The sequence below is a fragment of the Streptomyces sp. TOM-9 genome (genome assembly GCF_056858595.1).
Genome location: NZ_JBXEQB010000001.1, coordinates 6,172,595 through 6,197,209 on the forward strand (window position 1 = coordinate 6,172,595; position 24,615 = coordinate 6,197,209).

22 protein-coding genes are annotated in these 24,615 nt (G+C 73.2%); 11 read left to right on the forward strand and 11 right to left on the reverse strand.

From position 1 onward, the window contains the following. The first annotated feature begins 113 nt into the window (after nt 1-113). Entirely contained in the window at nt 114-2,555 is a 2,442-nt protein-coding gene (gene lon / locus AC1VWI_RS28965) for an endopeptidase La (RefSeq protein ID WP_499513930.1), read from the forward strand. 284 nt (nt 2,556-2,839) lie between these two features. After that, nucleotides 2,840-3,268 carry a MarR family winged helix-turn-helix transcriptional regulator gene (locus tag AC1VWI_RS28970; protein ID WP_499516945.1) on the forward strand — a complete coding sequence of 143 codons (429 nt, stop codon included), beginning with the start codon at nt 2,840-2,842 and terminating at the stop codon, nt 3,266-3,268. A gap of 38 nt (nt 3,269-3,306) precedes the next feature. Here the strand turns inward: AC1VWI_RS28970 and AC1VWI_RS28975 are convergent, their stop codons facing one another. Continuing rightward, a complete protein-coding gene (locus tag AC1VWI_RS28975) occupies nt 3,307-4,152 on the reverse strand; it encodes a hypothetical protein (RefSeq protein WP_499513931.1) in 846 nt (281 codons plus the stop codon). A gap of 357 nt (nt 4,153-4,509) precedes the next feature. On the opposite strand from AC1VWI_RS28975, the gene AC1VWI_RS28980 reads away from it, so the two are divergent. From AC1VWI_RS28980 to AC1VWI_RS29000, 5 genes are all read left to right on the forward strand, one after another. After that, nucleotides 4,510-7,104 (forward strand): sensor histidine kinase, encoded by a 2,595-nt coding sequence (locus AC1VWI_RS28980; RefSeq protein WP_499513932.1) that lies wholly within the window; start codon nt 4,510-4,512, stop codon nt 7,102-7,104. Next, on the forward strand, nt 7,104-7,619 hold the full coding sequence (locus AC1VWI_RS28985; protein WP_499513933.1) for a roadblock/LC7 domain-containing protein: 516 nt from the start codon (nt 7,104-7,106) through the stop codon (nt 7,617-7,619). The genes AC1VWI_RS28980 and AC1VWI_RS28985 overlap by 1 nt, the downstream gene beginning before the upstream one ends. Continuing rightward, complete coding sequence (locus AC1VWI_RS28990; RefSeq protein ID WP_499513934.1) at nt 7,619-8,044, forward strand: DUF742 domain-containing protein; 426 nt, start codon at nt 7,619-7,621, stop codon at nt 8,042-8,044. Before AC1VWI_RS28985 ends, AC1VWI_RS28990 begins: the two co-directional genes overlap by 1 nt. A 1-nt stretch (nt 8,045) precedes the next feature. Next, the gene (locus tag AC1VWI_RS28995; RefSeq protein WP_499513935.1) at nt 8,046-8,648 is read left to right on the forward strand and encodes a GTP-binding protein; all 603 of its coding nucleotides are present in this window, start codon (nt 8,046-8,048) and stop codon (nt 8,646-8,648) included. Between the two features lie 73 nt (nt 8,649-8,721). After that, a complete protein-coding gene (locus tag AC1VWI_RS29000; protein ID WP_499513936.1) occupies nt 8,722-9,957 on the forward strand; it encodes a styrene monooxygenase/indole monooxygenase family protein in 1,236 nt (411 codons plus the stop codon). Nucleotides 9,958-10,008: 51 nt separating this feature from the next. On the opposite strand, the gene AC1VWI_RS29005 is transcribed toward AC1VWI_RS29000, so the two are convergent. Further along, the gene (locus AC1VWI_RS29005; RefSeq protein WP_499513937.1) at nt 10,009-10,635 is read right to left on the reverse strand and encodes a DUF4328 domain-containing protein; all 627 of its coding nucleotides are present in this window, start codon (nt 10,633-10,635) and stop codon (nt 10,009-10,011) included. A 244-nt stretch (nt 10,636-10,879) separates the two neighbouring features. On the opposite strand from AC1VWI_RS29005, the gene AC1VWI_RS29010 reads away from it, so the two are divergent. Next, complete coding sequence (locus tag AC1VWI_RS29010) at nt 10,880-12,304, forward strand: selenium-binding protein SBP56-related protein (protein WP_499513938.1); 1,425 nt, start codon at nt 10,880-10,882, stop codon at nt 12,302-12,304. Nucleotides 12,305-12,317: 13 nt separating this feature from the next. Here the strand turns inward: AC1VWI_RS29010 and AC1VWI_RS29015 are convergent, their stop codons facing one another. The 7 genes from AC1VWI_RS29015 to AC1VWI_RS29045 form a co-directional block, all read right to left on the reverse strand. Then, a complete protein-coding gene (locus tag AC1VWI_RS29015; RefSeq protein WP_499513939.1) occupies nt 12,318-13,337 on the reverse strand; it encodes a zinc-dependent alcohol dehydrogenase family protein in 1,020 nt (339 codons plus the stop codon). Between the two features lie 88 nt (nt 13,338-13,425). Then, complete coding sequence (locus AC1VWI_RS29020; protein WP_499513940.1) at nt 13,426-14,010, reverse strand: TetR/AcrR family transcriptional regulator; 585 nt, start codon at nt 14,008-14,010, stop codon at nt 13,426-13,428. A gap of 101 nt (nt 14,011-14,111) precedes the next feature. Next, a complete protein-coding gene (locus AC1VWI_RS29025) occupies nt 14,112-15,260 on the reverse strand; it encodes a C40 family peptidase (protein WP_499513941.1) in 1,149 nt (382 codons plus the stop codon). Between the two features lie 126 nt (nt 15,261-15,386). Next, a complete protein-coding gene (locus AC1VWI_RS29030; RefSeq protein WP_499513942.1) occupies nt 15,387-16,982 on the reverse strand; it encodes a chitinase in 1,596 nt (531 codons plus the stop codon). 155 nt (nt 16,983-17,137) lie between these two features. Continuing rightward, nucleotides 17,138-17,404 carry a DUF8847 domain-containing protein gene (locus tag AC1VWI_RS29035; RefSeq protein ID WP_499513943.1) on the reverse strand — a complete coding sequence of 89 codons (267 nt, stop codon included), beginning with the start codon at nt 17,402-17,404 and terminating at the stop codon, nt 17,138-17,140. A gap of 34 nt (nt 17,405-17,438) precedes the next feature. Continuing rightward, the gene (locus tag AC1VWI_RS29040) at nt 17,439-18,194 is read right to left on the reverse strand and encodes a TetR/AcrR family transcriptional regulator (protein WP_499513944.1); all 756 of its coding nucleotides are present in this window, start codon (nt 18,192-18,194) and stop codon (nt 17,439-17,441) included. 30 nt (nt 18,195-18,224) lie between these two features. Beyond that, nucleotides 18,225-19,127 carry an AurF N-oxygenase family protein gene (locus AC1VWI_RS29045; protein ID WP_499513945.1) on the reverse strand — a complete coding sequence of 301 codons (903 nt, stop codon included), beginning with the start codon at nt 19,125-19,127 and terminating at the stop codon, nt 18,225-18,227. Between the two features lie 52 nt (nt 19,128-19,179). On the opposite strand from AC1VWI_RS29045, the gene AC1VWI_RS29050 reads away from it, so the two are divergent. Continuing rightward, nucleotides 19,180-20,262, forward strand: a complete 1,083-nt coding sequence (locus tag AC1VWI_RS29050; protein ID WP_499513946.1) for a ferritin-like domain-containing protein — start codon at nt 19,180-19,182, stop codon at nt 20,260-20,262. Between the two features lie 18 nt (nt 20,263-20,280). Here AC1VWI_RS29050 and AC1VWI_RS29055 read toward each other — a convergent pair whose 3' ends face one another. Together AC1VWI_RS29055 and AC1VWI_RS29060 are read right to left on the reverse strand one after the other, a co-directional pair. Next, entirely contained in the window at nt 20,281-21,744 is a 1,464-nt protein-coding gene (locus AC1VWI_RS29055) for a penicillin-binding transpeptidase domain-containing protein (RefSeq protein WP_499513947.1), read from the reverse strand. Further along, nucleotides 21,741-23,150 carry an FtsW/RodA/SpoVE family cell cycle protein gene (locus AC1VWI_RS29060; protein ID WP_499513948.1) on the reverse strand — a complete coding sequence of 470 codons (1,410 nt, stop codon included), beginning with the start codon at nt 23,148-23,150 and terminating at the stop codon, nt 21,741-21,743. The genes AC1VWI_RS29055 and AC1VWI_RS29060 overlap by 4 nt, the downstream gene beginning before the upstream one ends. An 87-nt stretch (nt 23,151-23,237) precedes the next feature. Between AC1VWI_RS29060 and AC1VWI_RS29065 the strand changes: the two genes are divergently transcribed. Together AC1VWI_RS29065 and AC1VWI_RS29070 are read left to right on the forward strand one after the other, a co-directional pair. Next, complete coding sequence (locus tag AC1VWI_RS29065; RefSeq protein ID WP_499513949.1) at nt 23,238-23,933, forward strand: pentapeptide repeat-containing protein; 696 nt, start codon at nt 23,238-23,240, stop codon at nt 23,931-23,933. Between the two features lie 58 nt (nt 23,934-23,991). Then, nucleotides 23,992-24,579: a pyridoxamine 5'-phosphate oxidase family protein gene (locus AC1VWI_RS29070; RefSeq protein WP_499513950.1), complete on the forward strand. Its 588-nt coding sequence runs from the start codon at nt 23,992-23,994 to the stop codon at nt 24,577-24,579. Nucleotides 24,580-24,615 lie beyond the last annotated feature (36 nt).

Genomic DNA, 24,615 nt, shown 5'->3' on the forward strand with positions numbered 1-24,615 from the left:
GCGCGCGTCCTGCGCCGCGGCCGATCGCTCAGAGCGAACACGGCTCGGGGAACACCAGGGGCATCAGATGCATTGAGTCTGCGTAGCTCAACTTGATTGCTTAGGGAGAGATAATGGCTCAGTCGTCTTCGTCGGCGTTCGCGCCGCTCACCCTGCCCGTGCTGCCCCTCGACGACTCGGTGGTCCTGCCCGGCATGGTCGTGCCGGTGGACCTGACCGACGCCGAGGCGCGCGCCGCGGTCGAGGCGGCGCAGGCCGCCCAGCGGTCCGGTCGGCCCGGACTCGGCAACAAGCCGCGGGTGCTGCTCGTTCCCCGGGTGGACGGGGACTACGCCGGCGTGGGCACGCTGGGCACCGTGGAGCAGGTGGGACGTCTGTCGGACGGCGATCCCGGTGCCGTGATCCGCGCGGTGAGCCGCGTGCGCATCGGCGCCGGCACGACCGGCCCCGGCGGCGCCCTGTGGGTGGAGGGCACCGAGCTCTCCGAGACCGCACCGGCCGAGGCCCCCGGCACCGTCGCGGAGCTCATGAAGGAGTACAAGGCCCTGGCCACCAGCTGGCTGCGCAAGCGCGGCGCCTGGCAGGTCGTGGACCGCGTCCAGCAGATCGAGGACGTCTCGCAGCTCGCGGACAACGCCGGCTACTCCGGCTTCCTCACCACCAGCCAGCGCATCGAGCTGCTGGAGACCCTGGACCCGGTCGCCCGGCTGAAGCTGGCCACGCAGTGGCTGCGTGACCACCTGGCCGAGCAGGACGTCGCGGAGACCATCCGCAAGGACGTCCAGGAGGGCATGGAGAAGCAGCAGCGCGAGTTCCTGCTGCGGCAGCAGCTCCAGGCCGTCCGCAAGGAGCTGGCCGAGCTGAACGGCGACCCGGAGGACGAGGCGGACGACTACCGTTCCCGCGTCGAGGCCGCCGACCTGCCCGAGAAGGTGCGCGAGGCCGCCCTGAAGGAGGTCGAGAAGCTGGAGCGGTCCAGTGACGCGTCCCCCGAGGGCAGCTGGATCCGCACCTGGCTCGACACCGTCCTGGAGCTGCCGTGGAACACCACGACCCAGGACGCCTACGACATCCCCGGCGCGCGGGCGGTGCTGGACGCCGACCACGCGGGCCTGGAGGACGTGAAGGAACGCATCACCGAGTACCTGGCCGTGCGCAAGCGCCGCAACGACCGCGGGCTCGGGGTCGTCGGCGGCCGCCGCGGAGGCGCGGTGCTGGCCCTGGTGGGCCCGCCCGGCGTCGGCAAGACCTCGCTCGGGGAGTCCGTGGCCCGCGCCATGGGGCGGAAGTTCGTGCGGGTCTCGCTCGGCGGCGTCCGCGACGAGGCGGAGATCCGCGGGCACCGGCGCACCTACGTCGGCGCGCTGCCCGGCCGGCTGGTGCGCGCCATCAAGGAGGCCGGGTCCATGAACCCGGTGGTCCTGCTGGACGAGATCGACAAGGTGGGCTCCGACTACCGCGGCGACCCGGCCGCCGCCCTGCTGGAGGTCCTGGACCCGGCCCAGAACCACACCTTCCGGGACCACTACCTGGAGGTCGAACTGGACCTGAGCGACGTGGTGTTCCTCGCCACCGCCAACGTCCTGGAGGCCATCCCGGAGCCGCTGCTGGACCGCATGGAACTGGTGCGGCTGGACGGCTACACCGAGGACGAGAAGGTCGTCATCGCCCGTGACCACCTGCTGCCGCGCCAGCGCGAGCTGGCCGGGCTCGGTGAGGACGAGGTGACGGTCGACGACGCGGCCCTGCGCAGGCTGGCCGGGGAGTACACCCGCGAGGCGGGCGTGCGCACCCTGGAGCGTTCGATCGCCCGCATCCTGCGGAAGGTCGCGGCCAAGCACGAACTCGGCGAGCGCGAGCTGCCGTTCACGGTGACCCCGCAGGACCTGCGGGACCTCATCGGGCGGCCGCACCACGTGCCGGAGTCGGCGCAGGACCCGCAGGAGCGGCGCACGGCGGTGCCCGGCGTGTCCACCGGCCTCGCGGTGACCGGCGCGGGCGGCGACGTCCTCTACATCGAGGCTTCGCTGGCCGACCCGGAGACCGGCGGCAGCGGGCTGCAGCTCACCGGGCAGCTGGGCGACGTGATGAAGGAGTCCGCGCAGATCGCGCTCTCCTTCCTGCGCTCGCACGGCGCCGAACTGGAGCTGCCGGTCGGCGACCTGAAGGAGCGCGGCGTCCACCTCCACGTCCCCGCGGGCGCGGTCCCCAAGGACGGCCCGAGCGCGGGTGTCACCATGACCACCGCGCTGGCCTCGCTCCTGTCGGGGCGGCGGGTCCGCACCGACGTGGCGATGACCGGCGAGGTGTCGCTGACCGGGCGCGTGCTGCCGATCGGCGGCGTCAAGCAGAAGCTGCTGGCGGCGCACCGCGCCGGGATCACCACCGTGGTGATCCCCAAGAGGAACGAGGCGGACCTGGACGACGTCCCCGCCGAGGTCCTGGAGAAGCTGGAGGTCCACGCGGTCTCGGACGTCCGGCACGTGCTCAAGCTGGCCCTGGAGCCCGCCGTCACCGGCGCGGACTCCGGGCTGGAAGCCTCGGTCGCGGCCTGAGTCAGGCCCTGACCGGGTGAATGGAGAGCGGCCCCTCCCACGGCCTGAGGAGGGGCCGCTCCCGTGCGTCCGGCAAGCGGCCCACGCGGTGGCGTCCGCGCGGCCGGGCCGTGCGGGGCGGGGACACCGGGCGGGGAAGGGCCCCTGGTCACGCTGTGCGTCCGCGTCTGCGAAATACTGGGGACGCCGTGTGCACGGCGGCCGGATACGACAGGTCTTCACGACGGAAAGCGGGTGACGAGGTGGCCGGAACCGCCGGCTCCCCCGGGGAGGCGGACCCCGTGATGGAGGCGCTCGAACGCGAGCTCACCGTCCTGTTGCGGCGCGCCCGCGCCTCCTCCGGCGAGATGGCCCGCGAGGTCCATCCGGACCTGGAGCCCGCGGCGTACGGGATCCTCGCCAGGCTCGCCGAGACCGGCCCCGAGCGGGCCACCGTGCTCGCCGGCTACTTCGGCGTCGGCAAGGCCACGATGAGCCGTCAACTGCGCGCCCTGGAGGTGCTCGGGCTCATCCGGCGCGAACCCGACCCCGCCGACGGCCGGGCCTACCTGGTGCAGCTCACCACGGGGGGCGCCGAGCGCTTCTCACGCGTCCGCACCGCGCGCCGGGCGCGCTACGTCAGCCGGCTCAGCGGCTGGGACCGGGACGAACTGCGGGAACTGGCCCGGCTGCTGGGCCAGCTGAACGACTCGCAGGAGCAGGACGGCGCCTGACCCGCGCGGCCTCCGCCCGGCGCGCGGCAACGCCGTCGTCACCACTGCGCGAACACCGCGGTCGCGTCGTCGCGCGCCTTGCCGCGGGGGAAGCGGGTGCCGTCCGGGTCGGCGGACTCCGCGGCGCGCACGCGCCGCAGGAGCTCCTCGGGGCCGGCCTCGCGCAGCAGGGTGAACGTGCCCTGCCAGTCCTGCTCGTGGAAGACCTCGACCAGCCGGGCGGCGCCGTCCGTCAGGGCCGCGACCGCGCGGACCTGCGAGCGCGGCCGGGTGCCCGTGACGGCGCGCTCGGCGACCGCGGGGTCCGCCGCCGCGGTGAAGAAGCCGCCCTCGGCGTTGCGCAGGGCCTCCACCGCCCGCCCGTACTCCGCGGCGGCCTCGGCACGGGCGGCCGTGCCGCGCGGCAGGGCACGCACCGCGGCGCGCAGCGCGGGCACCGGACCGGGCAGCCGGCCCAGCCGGTCGTCGCGCAGGTCACCGACGTGACCTGTGGTGTCCTCGATGAGCAACACCGAGTCGGATAGCACCAGATGCTCCACCGTGTCCGCATTCCACCGGACCGCCACCACGGTCGCCTGCGGGGTGCGGCGGTGAGAAAGGTCACAGCTGCCGCGGTGCGCGTCGGCGGTGCGCAGGACGGATTCCGCGAGACACTGCGCCAGGCTCGGGGCCGCGGGCGAAACGGACAGTTCGATCATGGATCCGCCCAGCTCGGCGACGTACCAGGGGACGTCGTGACGGCATCCCGTGGGGCCGTCGGGAGGGGTGACGCCGTCCAGCAGGACCAGTGAACCGCCGCCGCCTGACGCGGGCATGGCCACCGCGACGAAGTCCTCGTTGGGGCGTCCGGGGCTGCCGGGCTCGGTCGCCGTCTCGATGCGCATGCGGCCAGTCTGCAGCAGCCGCCCGGGGGAGCTGTTCGAACCCCGGGGGCGCTCGCCGGGGGTTACCGGTCAGTGAAGGTGCGCATCCTGCCAGGGCGGCGGCTCCGATGCCAGTTCCGGTCCCGGACGGCCGGGGGGCGTGCGCGTAACGATCCAGCCGGGGAGTTGAACGTCAACTTGTCGTTGCGATTCACTCGTTCGGGTGTCGAGGCGGGGGACGCACATCTGCATTCCGGGCCGGCCTGAGAAGGTCGGGACGATGCCGGGATGAGGCCAGACGTTGCCGTGCTCGGCGCTCGGCCGATGTGTCGTCATCTCGGGACCAGTGGACCAGGCGAGACGGGATAGCGAGCACCGGTGCGAACACGACGTAACCCGCGGACCAAGCGCGTACGGCAGAGACTGCTGGGCGCCCTGCTGATCTGCGCCGTCACGGTCCTGGCCGCCTCCGCCCCGGGCGTGGCCACGGGCGTGCGCGATCTGGCCGAGTCCCAGCGGCTGGTCGGCATGGCGCGGCTGGAGGCCCAGGCGGTCTCGTTGTCCCACGCCCTGGCCGACGAACGCGACGGCATGGCCGTCTTCGTGGCCGGCGGCCGCTCCACCGAGGGCGGCACGGGCGTCTCCGAGGCCCAGCGGGAGCGGGTCGACCGCCAGGTCCAGGAGGTGCTGACGGCGGCGGCCGACACCGACACCGACGACGCCCCGGCCTTCGCCGACGCGACCGCCGAGGTCGTCCGGCAGCTCGGGGAACTCCCCGCCGTCCGGCAGAAGGTGCTCTCCGGCCCCGGCTCCGCCGAGGCGGCCGTCGCGGCCTACGACCCGGCGATCCGGGCGCTGAACGGGGTCGGCGCCGCCGTCGCCCGCTCGCTGCCCGCCCGCGGCGCCTCCGCCGACACCACCGCGCTGCCCGGACTCGCCCGCGCCGTCGACCAGGCTTCCGTCCAGCGCGGCCTGCTGGTCGGCGCGCTCACCGCGGGCGGCGGGGAGTCCGCCCTGATCGGTGCCGCGCAGACCGCCGCCGTCAGCGAGCGGTCCGCGCTCGCCGACTTCCGCGGCGGGGCCTCGCAGGCCGCGGTCGAGCAGTACGACCAGACGGTCACCGGCTCCGACGTCAACCAGGCCGACAAGCGCCTGAAGCAGCTGCTGAACAGCTCCTCGCTGTCCGCCGCCGACCGCGCGCTCAAGCCGGGAGCGGTCCAGGCGGCGCTCTCCGCGCGGATCGACATGATGCGCGGCGTCGAGTCCTCGCTCGCGGCCGCCGCCGCCGACCGGCTCGCCGCGCTGCGCGACGACGACGTGACGGCCCTCGAACTCCACGTCGCCCTCGCCTCCGTGTGCTTCCTGCTCGTCCTCGGCGTCGGCGTCTCCACGGCCCGCTCCATCACCCGGCCGGCCGCCGCGCTCAATCGCTTCGCCCGCGGGGACGTCCCCGCGGGGGAGCAGGTCAGGATCGTCGGCTCCGACGAGTTCGCGGCGACGGCCCGGGCGGTCAACGCGCTCCGCGCCGAGGTCGCCGGGCTGCGCGAGCGCGTCGCCGCGCAGGACGCCGAACACACCAAGCTCCAGGGCGTGCGGGACGCCCTCGCCGCGGAACGCGACCTGCTGCACGGCCGGCAGGAGGCGCTCACCACGCGCCTGGGCAGCCTGCAGGGCAACGTCCACGGCACCTACGTCAACCTGACGCTGCGCACCCTCGGTCTGGTCGAGCGCCAGCTCACGCTGATCGAGCGGCTGGAGGAACTGGTCCACGACCCGGACGAGCTCGCCCAGCTGTTCAAGCTGGACCACCTGGCCACCCGCATGCGCCGCAACAGCGAGAACCTGCTGCTGCTCGCCGGAGCAGAACACGGTCACGCGCAGCCCAAGCCCGTCCCGCTGGTCGACGTGGCGCGCGCCGCGGTCTCCGAGATCGACAAGTACGAGCGCGTCCGCATCCAGCAGCTGCCCGCGGGACGCATCGCCGGCTTCGCCTCCGACGACCTCAGCCACCTGGTCGCCGAGCTCCTGGAGAACGCGGCCGCGTTCTCCCCGCCGGAGACCGAGGTGGAGCTGTCCGGCTGGATGCTGGAGAGCGGCGAGCTGATGCTGTCGGTCGAGGACCAGGGCATCGGCATCCCCACGGCCCGGCTGGACGAGCTCAACGCGCTGCTGACGCAGGCCGAACCCGCGGAGCAGGCCTCCGGCGGCGAGGCCACCGGTATGGGCGTCTACGTCGTCGCCCGGCTCGCCGCCCGGCACGGCATCCGCGTCCAGCTCCGAGACGCCAAGCGCGGCGGCACCACCGCCGTGGTGGTCGTCCCCGCGGCGCTCACCGCGCCGGCGGAGGACCCGGACGGCCCGCAGACCCCCGTGGAGGCGGCCGTCGCGGGCGAGCCGTGGCAGCCGGGCACGGCGCTGCGGAGCGCACGCGCCGAGCAGGCCGGGAAGGCGGCGCGGACGGCACCGGCGGCCGTGGAGCCCGTGACGGAGCCGGCGCCCGATGAGGCGCCCGGACCCGGGGGCGACGCCATCGAGCACGCCCGCGCCGACCAGCCCGCCCCCGCCCCGACACCGGCCCCGGAAACCGGGCCGGCACCGGCCGAAGCCGCCGAGGCGCCCGCTGCGCCGCCCGCGGCACCGGCTCCGGCCTCCGTGGAGGTGCCGGACGGCGTGGCGCTGACCGCCAAGGGGCTCCCGCAGCGGGTGCCGCGGTCCACGGGGCTGTCGGGTGAACCGCAGCTCCGTGGGCGGGCCCAGCAGGGCGGCGGGGTGGACCCGGAGGAGCTGCGGCGCAAGCTCGGCGGCTTCGCCCGGGGTCTGCGCGACGGCCGGGCGGAGGCCGAGGCCGAGACGCAGGAGATCCGGCGCGGCCTGCCCGCGCCGAGGGCGGCCGCGGACGCGGCCGCGGCAGAAGGCAGTTCGGGGGGACACCAACAAGTCGAAGCCGAAGGCGTCGAGGAGGCACGCGGTTGATGTCGGCCGGTACGGACACCCAGAGTGAACGGGGCCTGAGCCACGAGGCACGTAGCCTCCAGTGGCTGCTGAGCAATTTCGTGGAGGACGTGCCCGGGGTCCGCTCCGTGGCCGTCGTGTCCTCGGACGGACTGCTGCTGCTGACCTCGGAGCCCGAGGACGAGGCCGACGCGGCTGACGAAGCCGCGGAGGACGGCGCGGGCGGACGCCCCAAGGGCCCGGCGGGCACCTCCGCCGACCTGGCCACGGTGGTCTCCGGCATCGCCTCGCTGACCGACGGCGCCGCGCGCCTGATGGACGGCGGCGGCGTGCGCCAGACGGGGGTGGCGATGGAGAACGGCAGCGTGTTCGTGATGACGATCGGGGACGGTTCGCTGCTCGGCGTCCACGCGGACGCCGAGTGCGACATGAGCGTGGTGGCCTACCACATGGCCCTGTTCGTGGGCCGGGCCGGCCACGTGCTCACCCCGGCGCTCCGCACGGAGCTGCGCCAGGCGATCGAGGGGGGCCGCTGATGCGCCGTCCGGTGATCGCCGCGGCCCGGGCGGCCGCCGTCCTCCCCGTACGGGGTGCCGGGCGCAGGGCCGCCCGGGTGCGCCCGTACGCGCTGACCGGCGGCCGTACGTCCTTCGGCCACGTGCTGCTGGTGGAGACCTTCGTCGCGACGATCGACGCCTCCACCGAACGCAGGGAGCTGACCTCGGGCAGCTGGGCCGAGCGCGTCATGCCGGAGATGCGGGCCATCGTGGAGCTGTGCCGCCGGATGCGCTCGGTGGCGGAGATCTCGGCGCTGCTGCGCATGCCGCTCGGCGTCGTCCGGGTGCTGCTCAGCGACCTGGCCGATCAGGGAAGGATCCGCGTGTACGGGACCGGGCACGGGCCCGGCGCCCCGGATCGCGCACTGCTGGAGAGGGTTCTCGGTGGACTTCGCAGGCTCTGACATGTCGTCCCTCGCGGAAGAAGACGGCCTGCAGGAGTGGCAGCTGGACGTGAGCCAGGCCCCCACCTCGACCAAGATCGTGGTGGCGGGCGGCTTCGGCGTGGGCAAGACCACCTTCGTCGGCACGGTCTCGGAGATCACCCCGCTCACCACCGAGGCGGTGATGACCAGTGCCAGTGAGGACATCGACGACCTCGGGTCCACCCCGGACAAGACCACCACCACGGTGGCGATGGACTTCGGCCGGATCACCCTCGACCGGGAGCTGGTGCTCTACCTGTTCGGCACCCCCGGCCAGCAGCGTTTCTGGTTCATGTGGGACGACCTGGTGCGCGGGGCGATCGGCGCCGTCGTCCTCGCCGACACCCGCCGGCTGGCCGACGCCTTCCCGGCACTGGACTACTTCGAGAGCAGCGGCCTGCCCTACGCCGTGGCGGTCAACCGCTTCGAGGGCACCACCGCCTACGACGAGATCGACGTCCGCGAGGCGCTCGCCGTGCCGGACGAGATCCCGGTGGTGATATGCGACGCCCGCGACCGACAGTCGGTGATCCAGGTACTGCTGGCCCTGGTCAAGCAGGCCCTCGTCGCCCAGCCGGAGTAGCAGTCTTCCGGCGGGGTCGTGGGGACGCCCGCCGGACGCATCCCAGCCGCACCGTACGAGAGAGCATGCCGCCTTGCGCAAGATACTGATCGTGGGAGCCGGCCAGTCCGGGCTCCAACTGGCCCTGGGCCTGCAGTCCCGGGGATACGAGGTCACCGTCATGTCCAACCGCACGGCGGACGAGATACGCCAGGGGCGTGTCATGTCCACCCAGTGCATGTTCGGCACGGCGCTGGGCCACGAGCGCGACCTCGGCCTCGGCTTCTGGGAGGACCAGACCCCCCGGATCGAGGGCCTGGGGGTCTCCGTCGCCGCCCCCGACGGATCACGGCCCATCGACTGGGTGGGACGCCTCGACGCGTACGCGCAGTCCGTCGACCAGCGGGTGAAGATGGCCGGCTGGCTGGAGACCTTCGTCGAGCGCGGCGGCAAGCTGGTCGTGCACGGCGTGACCGTCGGCGACCTGGACTACTTCTCCCGCGCCTACGACCTGGTGATGGTCGCGGCGGGCAAGGGCGAGCTGGTCTCCATGTTCGGCCGGGACGCCGAGCGTTCCCCGTACGACAGCCCGCAGCGTGCGCTGGCCGTCGCCTACGTGCACGGCCTCGGCCCGCGCCCGGAGCACCCCGACTTCCACGCGGTGCGGCTCAACATGGTGCCCGGCGCCGGCGAACTGATCGTGATCCCGGCGTTCACCACCTCCGGCCCCTGCGACATCCTCTTCTGGGAGGGGCTCCCGGGCGGTCCGCTCGACGTCTTCGGCGGTGTCAAGGACCCGCAGGAACACCTGCGCATCACCCTTGAACTGATGCAGCGTCACCTTCCGTGGGAGTACGACCGCGCCCGTGACGTCGAGCTGACGGACGCCGGCGGCACCCTGGCCGGGCGTTTCGCGCCGGTGGTCCGGCACCCCGTCGCCGAACTGCCCTCCGGCGGGCTGGTGCTGGGCGTCGCCGACGTCGTCGTGGCCAACGACCCGATCACCGGGCAGGGCTCCAACAGCGCCTCCAAGTGCGCGGCCGCCTACCTCGACGCCATCGTCGAGCACGGCGACAAGCCCTTCGACCGGGACTGGATGGAGTCCGCCTTCGCCCGCTTCTGGGCCACCGCCGAGCCGGTGACCAAGTGGACCAACGCCCTCCTCGGCCCGCCGCCGGAGCACATCCTGGGCCTGATCGGTGCCGCCGGGCAGCTGCCGGCGGTCGCGAACCGCTTCGCCAACGGCTTCGACGACCCGTCGGACTACGAGTCGTACTTCTACGACCCCGCGGCGACCTCCGCCTACCTGGCCTCGGCCGCCGGGGCCTGACGGCCCGGGCGCCGGCGGTGCACGCCGCCGGCGCCGGACGGCCCGCCGCCCTCAGGCCCGCAGGCGCGACCGCTGCATCGCGGCGAGCCGCAGCACCACGGCGATGCACAGCGCCCCCGCCAGGACGTAGAGCGCGGCGCCGGCCGTCTCCGCCGCGGGCGGGCCCGTGGTGGCGGAGGGGGAGGCGAGGAGCTGCGCCGCCACGAAGAGCAGCCACCACGAGGTCAGCAGCACACTGGTGCGCCGCGGGCGTCCGGGCGGGGAACTGGCGGCCCAGATGTCGTTGATGATCCGCTTGGGCAGGACGAAGCCGACCAGCGGTATCAGCCACGCGCCCGTGGTCCAGCCGCGACGCATCCGGTGGCCGCCGGGCGCCGGCGCCTCGGCGTTCACCCGCATCTGCCACAGCCAGCGCAGGAAGACGACCCCGGTGAGCACGAAGGCGAGATGGCTCAGACCGGTGAGGGCGACGACCTCGTCGCCGCGCGCGAGGGCGGCGGCCGAGCCGCCGGCGGCGCGGTCGAGGAGCAGCCGGGCGACGAGCAGCGCGGCGTTCACCAGCACACAGGTCCCGAGCGCGGCCACGACGACGACGGTCGTCGCCTTCGGGACGAAGACCGGCTCGCCCTCGGCCGGCCGCACGGGCGGGGACATGGCGATGGCGTCGTCGCGGGTCACGAGGCCGCAACCTATTACCGGCCCCGGCATCCGGTCCAGCGCCGCCCGCGTCCCGGCAACCGGGCCCGGCGCGGGGCGGGCCGTCCGGGCGCCCCGGGTCCCGCCTTGGCACCTCTCCGGGGCTGTGAAACGCTCGTCGTACGGGACATCTGTCCGGCGTCCGCACACAGATCCCGCACGGCCGGGCCCGGTCGTCCGCCGCAAGGCCCCTGGTCCGGGCTCCCGTACGGGAGAGGGAACAGCCATGACGACGACCGAGCACGACCGCGACGGCCACCGTGACCCCACCCTGTACCGCACCCCGGCGGACGCCGTCGCCGCGGCCGCCGAGAAGCTCGCCTACGTCGTCGGGTTCGACCCGGCCGGGGAGCGCCCGGACGCCCTGTTCACCGTCGTCACCGATCCGGGATCCCCGGTGTACGGCCAGGTGGCCGCCCGTGTCGAGATGCCCGACCGGGGCGACGAACTGCACCACTTCGGCTGGAACGCCTGCTCGAGCGCGCTGGCCCACCCCGGCCACCACCACGCCGCGCGGCGCTACCTGATCGTCCCGGGCCTGCGTTCCTCCCGGCTGCACGTCCTCGACACCGGCCCCGATCCCACCCGCCCGCGCCTGGTCAAGGTCGTCGAGGCCGGGGAGCTCGCCGCCAGGGCCGGTTACTCGCGGCCGCACACCCTCCACTGCGGCCCCGACGGGGTGTTCCTGTCCTGCCTCGGCGGCGCGGACGGCGCGGACGGGCCCGGCGGCGTCGCACTGCTGGACCACGAGACCTTCGACGTGCTGCGGGCCTGGGAGAGCGAGCGCGGACCGCAGTCGCTCGCCTACGACGTCTGGTGGCACCTGCGCGAGAACATCGCCGTGACCAGCGAGTGGGGCAGCCCCTCGATGATCGAGGACGGGCTCGTGCCCGAACTGCTGCTGGACCGCCGCTACGGGCACGCGGTGCACTTCTGGGACCTGGACACGGGCCGGCACCTGCAGCGCGTCGACCTGGGGGACGAGAACCAGATGGTGCTGGAGCTGCGCCCCTCGCACGACCCCGAGGCCACCTGGGGGTTCGTGAACACCGTCGTCGACGTCGAGGACCTGTCGGCGTCGGTGTGGCTGTGGACCCGGGAGGGCGGCGACTTCACGGTCCGCAAGGTGATCACCCTGCCCGCCGAGCCCGCCCGGGCGGAGGACCTGCCCCCCGCGCTGCGGCCGTTCGGCGCCGTGCCCCCGTTGATCACCGACATCGACCTGTCGGTGGACGACCGGTGGCTGTACGTCTCCGCGTGGGGGACCGGTGACCTCCACCAGTACGACGTGGGCGACCCGCTCCGGCCGAGGCGGACCGCGTCCGTGCGGCTGGGCGGCATCACCGGCCGGCAGACGCACCCCGCGGAGCCGGACGTCCCGCTGAGCGGCGGAGCGCAGATGGTCGAGCTCAGCCGCGACGGACGGCGGGTGTACGTGACGAACTCCCTGTACGCCGCCTGGGACGCGCAGTTCTACCCCGAGGGCATCGACCCGTGGATGGTCAAGCTCGACGCCGACACCTCACGCGGCGGGCTCCGCGTCGACAGCGGCTTCTTCCCGCACGGCCCGGACTTCCGGGGACTGCGGGTGCACCAGACGCGCCTGGAAGGCGGCGACGCCTCCTCGGACTCGTACTGCTACCGCCGCTGACCGCCGGGCACCGTCACCCGGCGACGTCCACGACGACCTTGCCCCGGCCCTCGCCGCGCTCGACCACGCCGTGCGCCTCGGCGGCCGTGGCCAGGGTGAAGCGGCGCGGGTCGACCAGCGGCCGCAGCGCCCCGGCCTCGGCGAGGGCGGCGGCCTCGCGCAGGATCCCGCCGTGGTGCTCGCGCCCGCGGCCGGTGAGCATCGGCAGCAGCGTGAAGACCCCGGAGTAGCTGGCACCTCGGAAGGACAGCGGCGCGAGGCTGTGGCTGCCCCAGCCGAGGGCGCTCACCACATGGCCGGTGTAGGTGCGCACCGCGGTGAAGGAGGCGTCGAGCGTCTCCCCGCCGACGGTGTCGACGACGACGTCGAAGCCCTCGCCGCCGGTGTGCTCGGCGACGTAGGCGTCGACCGGGGTGGCGGTGCGGTCGATCGGGGTCGCACCGAGAGCGGCGATGGTCTCCAGGCTGCGCGGCGAGCCGGTGGCGAAGACCTCGGCGCCGCGGGCCCGGGCGAGCTGCACGGCCACGTGCCCGATGCCGCCGGCGCCGCCGTGGACGAGCACCTTCTGCCCCTCGTGCACGCCCGCCCGGTCCACCAGGCCCTCCCAGGCGGTGATGAAGACCAGGGGGAGCGCCGCTGCCTGACGCATCGTCAGCGCGGCGGGCTTGCGGGCCAGCAGCCGGGCGTCCACGGCCGCGTACTCGGCCAGCGACCCCTGGAGGTCGCCTACCCCGCCGGTCATGCCGAAGACCTCGTCCCCGGGTGCGAGGCCGGTGACGTCCGCCCCGACCTCCTCGACGACACCGGCCAGGTCGAGGCCGAGCACGGCGGGCGGCCGGGTGCGGGCGTGGGCGGCCTTCCCGGCACTGATCTTGGTGTCCAGGGGGTTCACCCCGGAGGCCGCGATCCGGACCAGCACCTGGCCGGGGCCGGGTGCGGGGGTGCGGATCGCGCCGAGGATCAGGGGGCTGCCGAACTCTTCCAGCAGGACCGCGCGCATGGTGGGGGCCACCGGGGGGCGGGAGGAGGTCATCGGATGTCCTTTCGAACAGACAGGTCTGTTTGATGAGGGTCGAAGGAACGCCCTCGTCCCCATGGTGCGGACGAGGGCGCGGCCGGGATCAGACGGCGGGCGGGCAGGCCCGCTCGACCGCGGCCCGCGCCGCGGCCTTGGCGGCGGCCGGCATCGCCGGGTCCTGTTCGAGCTTGCCCGCGGCCAGGGTGCCGTCGACGAGCAGGGTCAGCTGCAGTGCCAGCTCGTCGGGGTCCGCGGCGCCGGCCGCCTCGGCCAGCCCGCGCACCCATGCCCGCACGGCCCGCTTGTGCACCAAGGTCACCTCGTGCGGCAGGCTGCCCGGCTCGCTCTCCGCGGCGGCGTTGATGAAGGGGCAGCCGTGGAAGCCGTGGCGCTCGTACGAGGCCGAGACGGCGTCGAACAGGCCCACCAACTGCTCGCGGGGATCGTCCCCGGCCGCCAGCGCGGCGGCGCGCAGCCTGCCCCGCCAGGAGTCGTCGACCCTGCGCAGGTACGCGGCGGCCAGTTCGTCCTTGGAGGGGAAGTGGACGTAGAGCGTGGACTTGGCCACGCCCGACTCGGCGATGATCCGGTCGATCCCCACGCCGCGCAGGCCGTGCGCGGCGAACAGCGCCTCGGCCGTGGTCAGTATGCGCTCGCGCGCCGGGGGGCGCTTCGCCGTCGTGGGCATGGTGCTCACCGTGGTCCTCGCCGGGGCCCGGCGGGCCCCTCACGGCAAAACTAACAGACAGGTCTGTCCGATGCCGCTGAGGCCCTGGTCACACCGCGGCCTCAGGAGTTCGAGGCGCCGCCGAGCGGGGTCGGGTCGTGGGCCGACTTGGGGGCGACGGGGGAGACGTAGTGCTTCATCGACGGGTCGTCGGAGTCCGGCCGGACGGCGCCGAGGACCGGGTTGGCGGCGATCGGGGAGATCTTGACGAAGCCGCCCGGGCGCGGGGCCTGGATGACCATGCCGTTGCCGATGTACATCGCCACGTGGGTGGCGCCGGGGAAGTAGACCACCAGGTCGCCGGGGCGCAGCAGGTTGAGCGGGACGTGCGGCAGCTGCTTCCACTGCTCCTGGCTGGTGCGCGGGATGGTGGTGCCCGCGTGCTCCCAGGCCTGCGAGGTCAGGCCCGAGCAGTCGTACGCCTTCGGGCCCTCGGCACCCCAGACGTAGGGCTTGCCGATCTGGGCGTAGGCGAAGCTCAGCGCCCGGTTGCCGGCCTTCGACGGCGCGAGTGCCGTGCTGCCGAGCCGGCCGGACCGCAGGAAGGCCGCCTGCGCCTGGTCGATGCCCTGCTGCTCCAGCTGCTGGAGGTCCTCGATCTGGGCGCCGGTCAGTCCGGCGAGGATCCGTTCGACGTCGGCCAGCTGCCGCTCGATGTCCTCCTTGGCCTCGCGCTGCTTCTCCTCCAGCTGCTCCGAACCGTCCAGCGCGTGCTGCTGGGCCCGGTTGAGCGCGGCGATCCGCTTCTCGCCGTTCTCCAGCTGGGCGACGAGCTCGGCCTGGCTGCCGGCGGCGCGGTCGAGCATGTGCCCCTGGGTGAAGGCGTCCTGCGGGTCCTTGCTGAGCAGCAGGTTGAGGTACGGGGAGACGCCACCGGACTTGTACTGTTCCCGCGCCAGCTGCCCGGCCAGTGCGCGGGCGTCACTGAGCGCGGTGCGCTCCTCGGCGAGCTGGTGGTCGAGGCGGTCGGCCTTGCTCTGGTTCTCGTCGAGCTCGGCCTTGGCCTGGTCGTAGGTCTCGGTGGCCTGCTCGGCCTTGTGGTAGAGGTCCTGCAGCTGCTCCAGCAGCACGACGAGCGTCCGGTCGTCCGGCACCGGATCGTCGGGAGCGGCGTAGGCCTGGGCGGGGATCCCGAGCGCCGCGGCGGCCAGCAGCGTCCCGCAGACGAGTGCCCTGCGCACCCACTCCTTGGGCCGGTGTGCTGCTGACATCCCGTCACCTCCGCCTGTTCCACCGATACGTGCGGGTAGATCCTTACATGATCGGGTCGGCTGCGACAGAGGGACGGGCCGGAACGGGCGGCTCCGCCGGTCGCGGAGCCACCCGTTCGTCCGGCGTCATCCGAAATAGGTGTCGAAGTTCCGCTGGAATTCCCAGTTGCTGTACTTGTCCCAGTTCACGGACCAGGTCATCAGGCCGCGCAGCGCGGGCCAGGTGCCGTGGGTGGTGTAGCCGCCGCAGTTGACCTTCCGGGTAAGGCAGTCGAGCGCCTTGTTCACCTCGGCCGGGGTGGTCCAGCCGTTGCCCGCGTTGCTGCTGGCGGGCAGGCCGACGGCCACCTGCGACGGGGAGAGCGGCGGGAACACCCGGGAGGTGTTGCCCGCGACCGGGAAGCCGGTGAGCAGCATGTCGGTCATGGCGATGTGGAAGTCGGCACCGCCCATCTGGTGGTACTGGTTGTCCAGTCCCATGATCGGCCCGGAGTTGTAGTCCTGGACGTGAAGGAGCGTCAGATCCCCGCGCAGGGCGTGGATCACCGGCAGGTACGCGCCGGCCCGCGGGTCCTGGGCGCCGGCCGGGCCCGGGCCGTAGAACTGGTACCCGAGCTGGACGAAGAAGGTCTCGGGGGCCATGGTCAGCACGAAGGCGCCGCCGTACCTGGCCTTGAGGGTCTTCAGCGCGGAGATCAGGTTGACCACGACCGGGGTGGTCGGGTTCCTGAAGTCGGTGTCACCGGCGTTGAGGGAGAGCGAGTGGCCCTCGAAGTCGATGTCGAGACCGTCCAGTCCCCAGGTGTCGATGATCTTGCCGACGGAGCTGACGAAGGCGTCGCGGGCGGCGGCGGTGGTGAGCTGGACCTGGCCGTTCTGGCCGCCGATGGAGATCAGCACCTTCTTGCCCTGCGCCTGCTTGGCCTTGATCGCGGCTTTGAACTCCGCGTCGGACTCCACGTTCGGGCACTCGGCGACCGGGCAGCGGTTGAAGCGGATGTCGCCGGAGGTGGTGGAGGTGGGCTCGCCGAAGGCGAGGTCGATGTAGTCCCAGCTCGCGGGGACGTCGGCCATGCGGACGTAGCCGGAGCCGTTGGCGAAGCTGGAGTGCAGGTAGCCCACGAGGGCGTGGGAGGACGGCGTCGGATCGGTCGGGGTGGGGGTCGGCGTGGGAGTGGGGGTCGGGGTGGGGGTCGGCGTCGGCGTCGGGTCGGTGGGGGTCGGGCTCGGCGTCGGGCCGCCGGGCCCGGTCAGCGACAGGTCGTCGGCGTAGTACGTGGGCTGCGCGTACCAGCCGTGGACGTAGACCGTCGCGCTGGTCTGGTTCGGGCCGGTGGTGAAGCTGACGTTCAGCTGCTGGTAGGCGCCGCCGGTGCCCGGGGTCCAGGTGCTGGTGCCGCCGTCCACGCCGATGTAGACGTAACTCCCCTTGACCTGCGCCGAGAAGGTGTACGCCGTGTTGGGGGCGACGCCCACCGTCTGCTTGCACTGCGCGGTCCCGGTGCCGCTCGGGGTGCCGGCGAGGGCGCGACTGCCGCTCTTCGCCTGCCCGGTCACCACCTGGGTGGTGCCGGAGTCGCAGCTCCAGCCGGACAGGTTGCCCGACTCGAAGCCTCCGTTGACCAGGAACTCACCGGCGTGCGCCGTGGGGGCGAGGGCGACCAGCCCGCCGAGGACGGCGGTGCAGGCGAGGGTCGCCGTCGCGGCGACGAGGTGTCTCATGGGGGGCCGCTCCTTCGGGGGCGAGAAGAAGTGCGCATGACAACTCGCAGCAAACAGGTCTGGACCAATCCTGTCAATGGTCCGGACCATCCCCATGGCCGGTCACCCGGATCACCCGTCCGGCGGCGGTCCGCCCGCGCGACCGCCCCTGCGGCTCACGTCCGCGGTTTCGACCAGGGCCAGCGCGGCTTCTCCGGCCGGTTCCCCTCCGGGTCGTAGACGAAGACCCAGCGCGTACGGCGCTGCGCGCGCGGGCCGGGGCTGGGCTCGCGATGATAGACGTGCACGACGGGGGGTGCGCCGTCCTCCTGCGGCACCGGTACCTCGTACACCTTCGGGGGCTGCCCGGTGATGCCGGTCAGCACCCCCAGCACCCGGCCGTCCAGCGGCCCTCCGACGAATTCCGTGTCCTCATGCCTCACGGGGTCAGGGTAGGCCCTGGGGAGGGGGCCACGTTCAGGAAACGGCAGGTGGGAGCAGATGTGCGACTGCCTGGGCCAGCGGGGTCACCCGGCGGGCCAGGTCCCCGGCGGGGCTGCCCGCGCTCTCCCGTTCCAGGGCGGCCAGCGCGACCTCGGCGGTCTCCTGGTCGGTGGTGGAGCTGACCAGCAGCAGCGCGATGAAGTGGTCCACCAGCCACCGCCGCAGCTCCTGGGCGGGGGGCTGCTTGCCCTCGTCCAGCCAGGTCAGCGAGACGGCCTCGACGCTGGCGATCCAGGAGCGCACCATCATCGCCAGTCGCGGTCCGGGGTGCGGCGCGCCCAGGTGCATCAGGATCTGCTCGGCCGCGCCGCGCCGGACGCCGTCCACGATGGCGTCGGTCCGGCTGGTCTCCGCGACGCTGCCGCCGCGCAGCAGGGCGGAGTACGCCGCGTCGTGCTCGTCCACGTAGGAGAGGTAGCGGTCCAGCGCGTTGGACAGGCGCTGGGTCATCTCGCCCTCGGCGGGCTCCACGAAGCAGGTCCGCAGCTCCTCGGCGGCGTTGCGCATGGCGGCCTCGTACAGCTGCTGCTTCCCGCCGGGGAAGTAGCGGTAGACCAGGGGACGCGAGACCCCGGCGGCCGCGGCCACGTCGTCGACCGAGACGTCCTCGGGCCTGCGGTGCCCGAACAGGTCCACGGCGGCGGCGAGCAACTGGGTACGGCGCTGCTCGACGCTCAGCCGGCGGTAGGCGGGAGCGGCGGCGGGCGCCGGCGTCGAACTGCCGTTCATGAACGCCAGCGTATCCGCCCGCGCGCCGTGCTACCCGAGAAGTCCCGAGCTGCGCCACATGCGCCGTACGCCCGGACCCTCGAACATGCCGATCTCCTCCAGGAAGTCCATCAGCTTCCGCGCCGCCTGCCGCATCACGTCGCGGCGGTGCGGGCTGGTGCGGGCCAGCTCGGCGGCGTACCGGGGGTCGAGCCCGACCGAGGCGTACACCTGGGGGCTGATCAGCGACCGGGCGATCACCCGTGCGGCCTCGGCGGAGGAGATCCGGGTGAAGGCGATCTCCCAGCGCGGCGCCGAGCTCATCTGGCGGCGCAGCTCCTCACGGGCGTAGCGGATGTGCCGGGCCTCCTCGACCACGTGGATGCGGGTGACGCCACGGGTCAGCGGCTGCACGCGCTCGTCCGGGAAGGTCAGCCGCTGCATCCAGTCGAGGATCTCCTCGGCGAGCAGGGTGCCGGTGAAGGAACCGGGTGTGGTGGAGACGGTCTTCAGCACCCGCCCGAGGTTGTGGTCCGTGCGCGAGGGCTTGTAGACGGGTGTGCCGAGCCGGGTGACCAGCCGCGCGAACATCTTCGAGTGGCGGCACTCGTCGGCGATCTCGGTGAGCGCGTAGCGGACGTGCCCGCTGGTGGGGTCCAGGTCGTAGGAGTGCCGCAGCAGCAGCTGCATGAGGATGATCTCGAACCAGATGCCGATCGAGGCCAGCGACGCCGCCTCGTGCCGGCTCAGCTCGATCCGCTGTTCCTGCGACATGTGCTTCCACAGCGGGGTGTCGTACAGGGAGCACAGCTCGGGCGGCCAGAACCACGCGCCGTCCTCGAACGGGGCGTCCCAGTCCAGCTCGGTGTCGGGGTCGAAGGAGTGCTTCGCGGAGGCGTCGAGCAGCCGCTCCGCCACTTTTTCACGCGTTGCAAGAGGGGTGCCAGCGGTCATGCTCTTATGAGACTGTGTGTCAGCAAGCCCGTCAAGAGTCGAGGAGACGCCAATGCCGTCGCAGGACAACTTGTGGGAGATCCCGGCTTCCGGAGCCGCCCGCTTCTCCTGGGAGTACGACGACGGGCGCGACCGGCTGCTCGCCCTCTACCAGAAGGGCAAGGACAAGCAGTGGGACGCGGTCACCCGCATCGACTGGGACATCGAGGTCGACCCGTACGACCCGCTCGGCGTGCCGGACCAGAACATGACCGTCTACGGCACCCCCTACTGGGACAAGATGTCCGAGCGGAACAAGCGCGACATGCGCCGTGCCTACGCGTCCTGGCAGTTCAGCCAGTTCCTGCACGGGGAACAGGGCGCCATGGTCTGCGCCGCCCGCATCGTGGAGTCGGTGCCCGACCTCGACGCCAAGTTCTACTCCGCGACCCAGACCATGGACGAGGCCCGGCACGCCGAGATCTACTCCCGCTTCCTGCGCGAGAAGGTCGGCATGGTCTACCCGATCAACGACTCGCTGCAGGCCCTGCTCGGCGACACCCTGCGCGACTCCCGCTGGGACATGCCGTACCTGGGGATGCAGGTGCTCATCGAGGGGCTCGCGCTGGCCGCCTTCGGCATGCTGCGCGACACCACCGACAAGCCGCTGCCCAAGCAGATCCTCGCCTACGTCATGCAGGACGAGGCCCGGCACGTCGCCTTCGGGCGGATGGCGCTGCGCGACCACTACAAGCAGCTGTCCGACGCCGAACTGCGCGAGCGCGAGGAGTTCGTCATCGAGGGCTGCTACCTCATGCGCGACCGGCTGCGCGGCGCCGAGGTGCTGGAGGACTTCGGCATCCCGCGGCAGGAGGCCGAGGAGCTGAGCGAGCGCTCGGAGTACCTGCAGCTCTTCCGCAAGCTGCTGTTCAGCCGCATCGTGCCGTGCGTGAAGGACATCGGGCTGTGGGGCGAGCGGCTGCAGCGCGCCTACGTCGACATGGGCGTCCTGGAGATGGGCGACTCCAACCTCGACCTGCTGATGGCCCAGGACGAGGAGATCGCCGAGAAGCTCGACGCCGAGCGCTTCGCCCAGGAGGAGACCGAGCGGGCCGCCGAGGTCGAGCAGGCCATCGCGCTGGGCGCCCAGGACTGACCGCGGCCGGGCACGGGATCAGCGTCCCAGCACCGCGCGCATCACGGCGCGGGCGACCGGGGCCGCCTTGCCGCCGCCGCTGATGTCGGCGCGGTCCGCGGCGGCGTCCTCCACGACGACGGCGACGGCGACCTTCGCCGGGGCCCCCCGGCCCTCCTTCGCCCAGGAGATGAACCAGGCGAACGGGTTCCCGCGGTTGTCCTCACCGTGCTGCGCCGTGCCCGTCTTGCCGCCCACCACCGCGCCGGGCAGGGCGGCGTTGCGGCCCGTGCCGTGCCGCACCACGGCGACCATCATGTCCTGCATCACGAAGGCCACGGTCGCGTCCATCACCTGCCGGTAGGCCCGCTCACCGGTGATCTCCAGCGGGAGGCCGGCGCCGTCGGTGGTCCGGTCCACCAGGTGCGGGTACATCAGCGTGCCGTCGTTGGCCACGGCCGCCGCGACCATCGCCATCTGCAGCGGGGTGGCCCGGGTGTCGTACTGCCCGATGGACGACAGCGCCAGCTGCGCCCGGTCCATGCGGCGGTCGAAGACGCTGACCGCGGGGTGCGACGGGACCCCGATGGAGGGGTCGTTGAAGCCGAAGGCCTCGGCCGTCTCGCGCATCGCCCGCAGCCCCACGTCGTCGCCGAGCTTGCCGAAGACGGTGTTGCAGGAGACGACGTACGCGTGGAGCAGCGGCGCGTCCTCACAGCCCGCGGACGCCGACTCGTTGCCCAGCGTCGTCGTCGTGCCCGGAAGGCGGTAGGGGTCCGGGGAGTCGGTGGGCTTCCCGACGTCGGTGACCGCCCCGGAGGCGAGCGCCGCGACCGCCGTCACCGTCTTGAAGGTCGAACCCGGGGGGTACGTCTGGCGCAGCGCCCGGTTGAGCATCGGCTGGTCCTCGGCGGTGACGAGCCGGTGCCAGGCGCCGAGCGCCTCCGGGCCGGTGCCGGCGATCGTCGCGGGGTCGTAGGAGGGCGTGCTGACCAGCGCCAGGATCCGGCCGGTCGCCGGATCGAGGGCGGCGACCGCGCCCTTCTTGCCGCCCAGCGCCTTGTACGCGGCCTGCTGGGCGGCCGGGTCGATGGTGGTGCGGACGTCGCCCGGGCGCTGCGGCGCCCTGCTGACCGCGTTCCACAGCGGGAGCGCCGACAGCCCGGGGGAGGAGCCGGACAGGACGTCGTCCGCGGCGGCCTCCAGCAGGGCCGTGCCGTAGGTCTGGGAGGAGAAGCCGGTCACGGGCGCGTAGAGCGGGCCGTCGGCGTAGGTGCGGACCCAGTCCAGCTGGGCGCCGGTGGACCGGGAGCCGGTCACGGGCCGGCTGCCGACGAGGATGTCGCCGCGCGGCTGCGCGTAACGGTCGATCGGCACCCGCCGGTTGGCGGGGTTCGCGTCGTACGCGGGGGCCCGCACCACCTGGACCCGGATGGCGTTCACCAGCAGGGCGACGAGGAGCAGCAGGCACAGCGCCGCGGCCCGGCGGGCGTACGGGGTCACGCCGCGGCCGCCCCACCGCCGGTGGCCCGGCCGGCGGTCCGGCCGGTGTCCGGGCCGGGCGGCGGGCGGCGGGCGGTGTCGCTGAGCAGGATCAGCAGCGCGACGATCACCCAGTTGGTGACGACCGACGAACCGCCCTGCGCCAGGAACGGCATCGCCATCCCGGTCAGCGGGATCAGGTCCGTCACCCCGCCGGCGATCACGAAGACCTGCAGCGCGACGATCGAGGCCAGCCCCACGGCCAGCAGCCTGCCGAACGGCTCGCGGACCGCCAGCCCCGCCCGGTAGCCCCGGGCCACCAGCAGTCCGTACAGCAGGAACAGCGCGGTCAGCCCCGTCAGGCCCAGCTCCTCGCCCGCCGTGGCCAGGATGAAGTCGGACTTGGCCGCGAAGCCGATCAGGATCGAGTGCCCCTCGCCCAGGCCCGTGCCCAGCAGCCCTCCGGCGGAGAACGCGAACAGCGACTGCGCCAGCTGGCCCGGGCCCTGTCCGGCCTCGATGCTGGCGAAGGGGTGCAGCCAGTCCGCCACCCGGGAGTGCACGTGCGGTTCGAGCGTGCCGACGAGGAAGGCGCCGGCCGCCGACAGCAGCAGCCCGATCGCGATCCAGCCGGTGCGGCCGGAGGCGACGTAGAGCAGGATCACGAAGAGGCCGAAGAACAACAGCGAGGTCCCCAGGTCGCGTTCCACCACCAGCACGCCGAGGCTGATCGTCCAGACCGCCAGCACCGGGCCCAGCACCCGGCCGGTCGGCAGCTGCAGCCGGCGGAACCGCCGGACCTGCCGGCCGGCGTACGCGAGCGCGGCGCGGTTGTCCGCGAGGTACGCCGCGAAGAAGACCGCCAGCAGCACCTTCGCGAACTCGCCGGGCTGGAAGGAGAAGCCCGCGACCCGGATCCAGATCCTGGCGCCGTTCACGGCGGGGAAGAGGCTCGGCACGATCATCAGCACCAGGGCCGCCACGACGCCCAGGTACGCGTACCCGGCCAGGGCGCGGTAGTCGCGCAGCAGCAGGACGACCGCGATGAACAGGGCGACGCCCAGCCCGGACCAGACCAACTGCGCCGGGGCGGCGGCGTCGGGGGTCTCCAGGTCGAGGCGGTAGATCAGGACCAGGCCGAGGCCGTTGAGCAGCACCCCGATCGGCAGCAGCAGCGGGTCCGCGTACGGGGCGCGCAGGCGCACCGCCAGATGGGCCACCAGCGCCAGCCCGCCGAGCGCCGCGCCGTAGCCGGCCGCCCCCTGCGGTACGGCGCCGTCGTGCGCGAGGCCCACGGCGCAGTAGCCGTACACCGGGATCAGCACCGCGCCGACCAGCAGCGCCAGCTCGACGCCCCGGCGCCGGGGCAGCCGGACGGGGGGCACGGCGAGGGCCGGTGGCGAGGTCCCGGGGGCGGGGGCGGTCATGGGACGCAACGTAGCAAGACATCCCGGACAAATCGTTCATATTCGTGGGAGGTGGCGTTGTCACAGGGGGCCACTAGCGTGGCCGCCATGACCTTCAAGGCACCGCAGTCCCTGTCCGAGCTGCCGTACGCGCAGGCGCTGGAGCCGTTCGACGAGGCCGGGCTGGGCGTCGAGGAGCGGTACGACACCGTGCACTTCGACGGACTCACCTTCGGCGAACAGGACGCCGGCGGCGCCGTCTTCCTGGAGTGCGCGGTCACCGACACCGTCTTCGAGGGCGGCAGCCTGCGCCGGGCGCGCTTCAACGAGGTCTGGCTGCAGGGCGACCGCTTCGTCGGCACCTCGGCGGCCGAGACGAACTGGATGGACGCCACCGCCGACTCCTGCGTGCTCGCCGGGGTCGAGGCCTTCGGCGCGGTGCTGCGGCGGGTGGCCTTCCGGCGCTGCAAGTTCGACTCCGTCAACCTGCGCTCGGCCCGGCTGCACGAGGTCGTCTTCGAGGACTGCGTGCTGCGCGACGTCGACCTCGGCGGCGCCCGCCTGAAGGACGTCTCCTTCCCCGGCACCGCCCTGGAACGCCTGCGGCTCGGCCGTGCCGAGCTCGACGCCACCGACCTGCGCGGCGCCACCCGCCTCGACCTCGCCGACGGGCACGACTCGTTGCGCGGCGCCGTCATCGGCAGCGCCCAGCTGCTCGACCTGGCCCCGGCGCTGGCCGCCGCGCTGGGCATCGTCGTCCGGGACGGAGCGGACGACGGCCCCCGCCGTCCCCGGCGGCGCTGACCCGCCCACGGCCGAAAAGGTGCGGCGGAAGCCGGGCCGCCGCCGCAGAATCACAGGCATGGGAAAGACGTACGAACGCATCGACGGGCGCCTGCGCGCGTTCATCGAGGAGCAGAAGGTCTTCTTCACCGCCACCGCGCCCCTGTCCGGCGACGGGCACGTCAACGTGTCGCCCAAGGGCCTCGACGGTTCCTTCGCCCTCCTCGACGACCGCACCTTCGCCTACGCCGACCTCGGCGGCAGCGGCGCCGAGACCATCGCCCACCTGCGGGAGAACGGACGCATCACCCTGATGTGGTGCGCCTTCACCGGGCCCCCGACCATCGTGCGGGTGCACGGCCGCGGCGAGCCCGTCTTCCGCGACGACCCGCGATGGGACGACCTGCTCCCGCACTTCTCCGACGACATCCGCGCGCGCACCGACCTGCGCGCCGTCATCGTCGTCACCGCCGAACGCATCAGCGACAGCTGCGGATTCGCCGTCCCCTTCCTGGACTTCCGTGAGGAACGGCCCCTGCACACCCAGCGCTTCTCCCGCGAGACCGAGGAGTCCTTCAGCGACTACTGCGTGGGCAAGCCGTACGTCGCGGTCAGCCTCGACGGCCTGCCGGGGCTGCCGCTCCCGCTGCCGCCCCGCACGTCCTGACAGGGGGCGCCACCGCGCCAACCCGGTTCCGGGCCG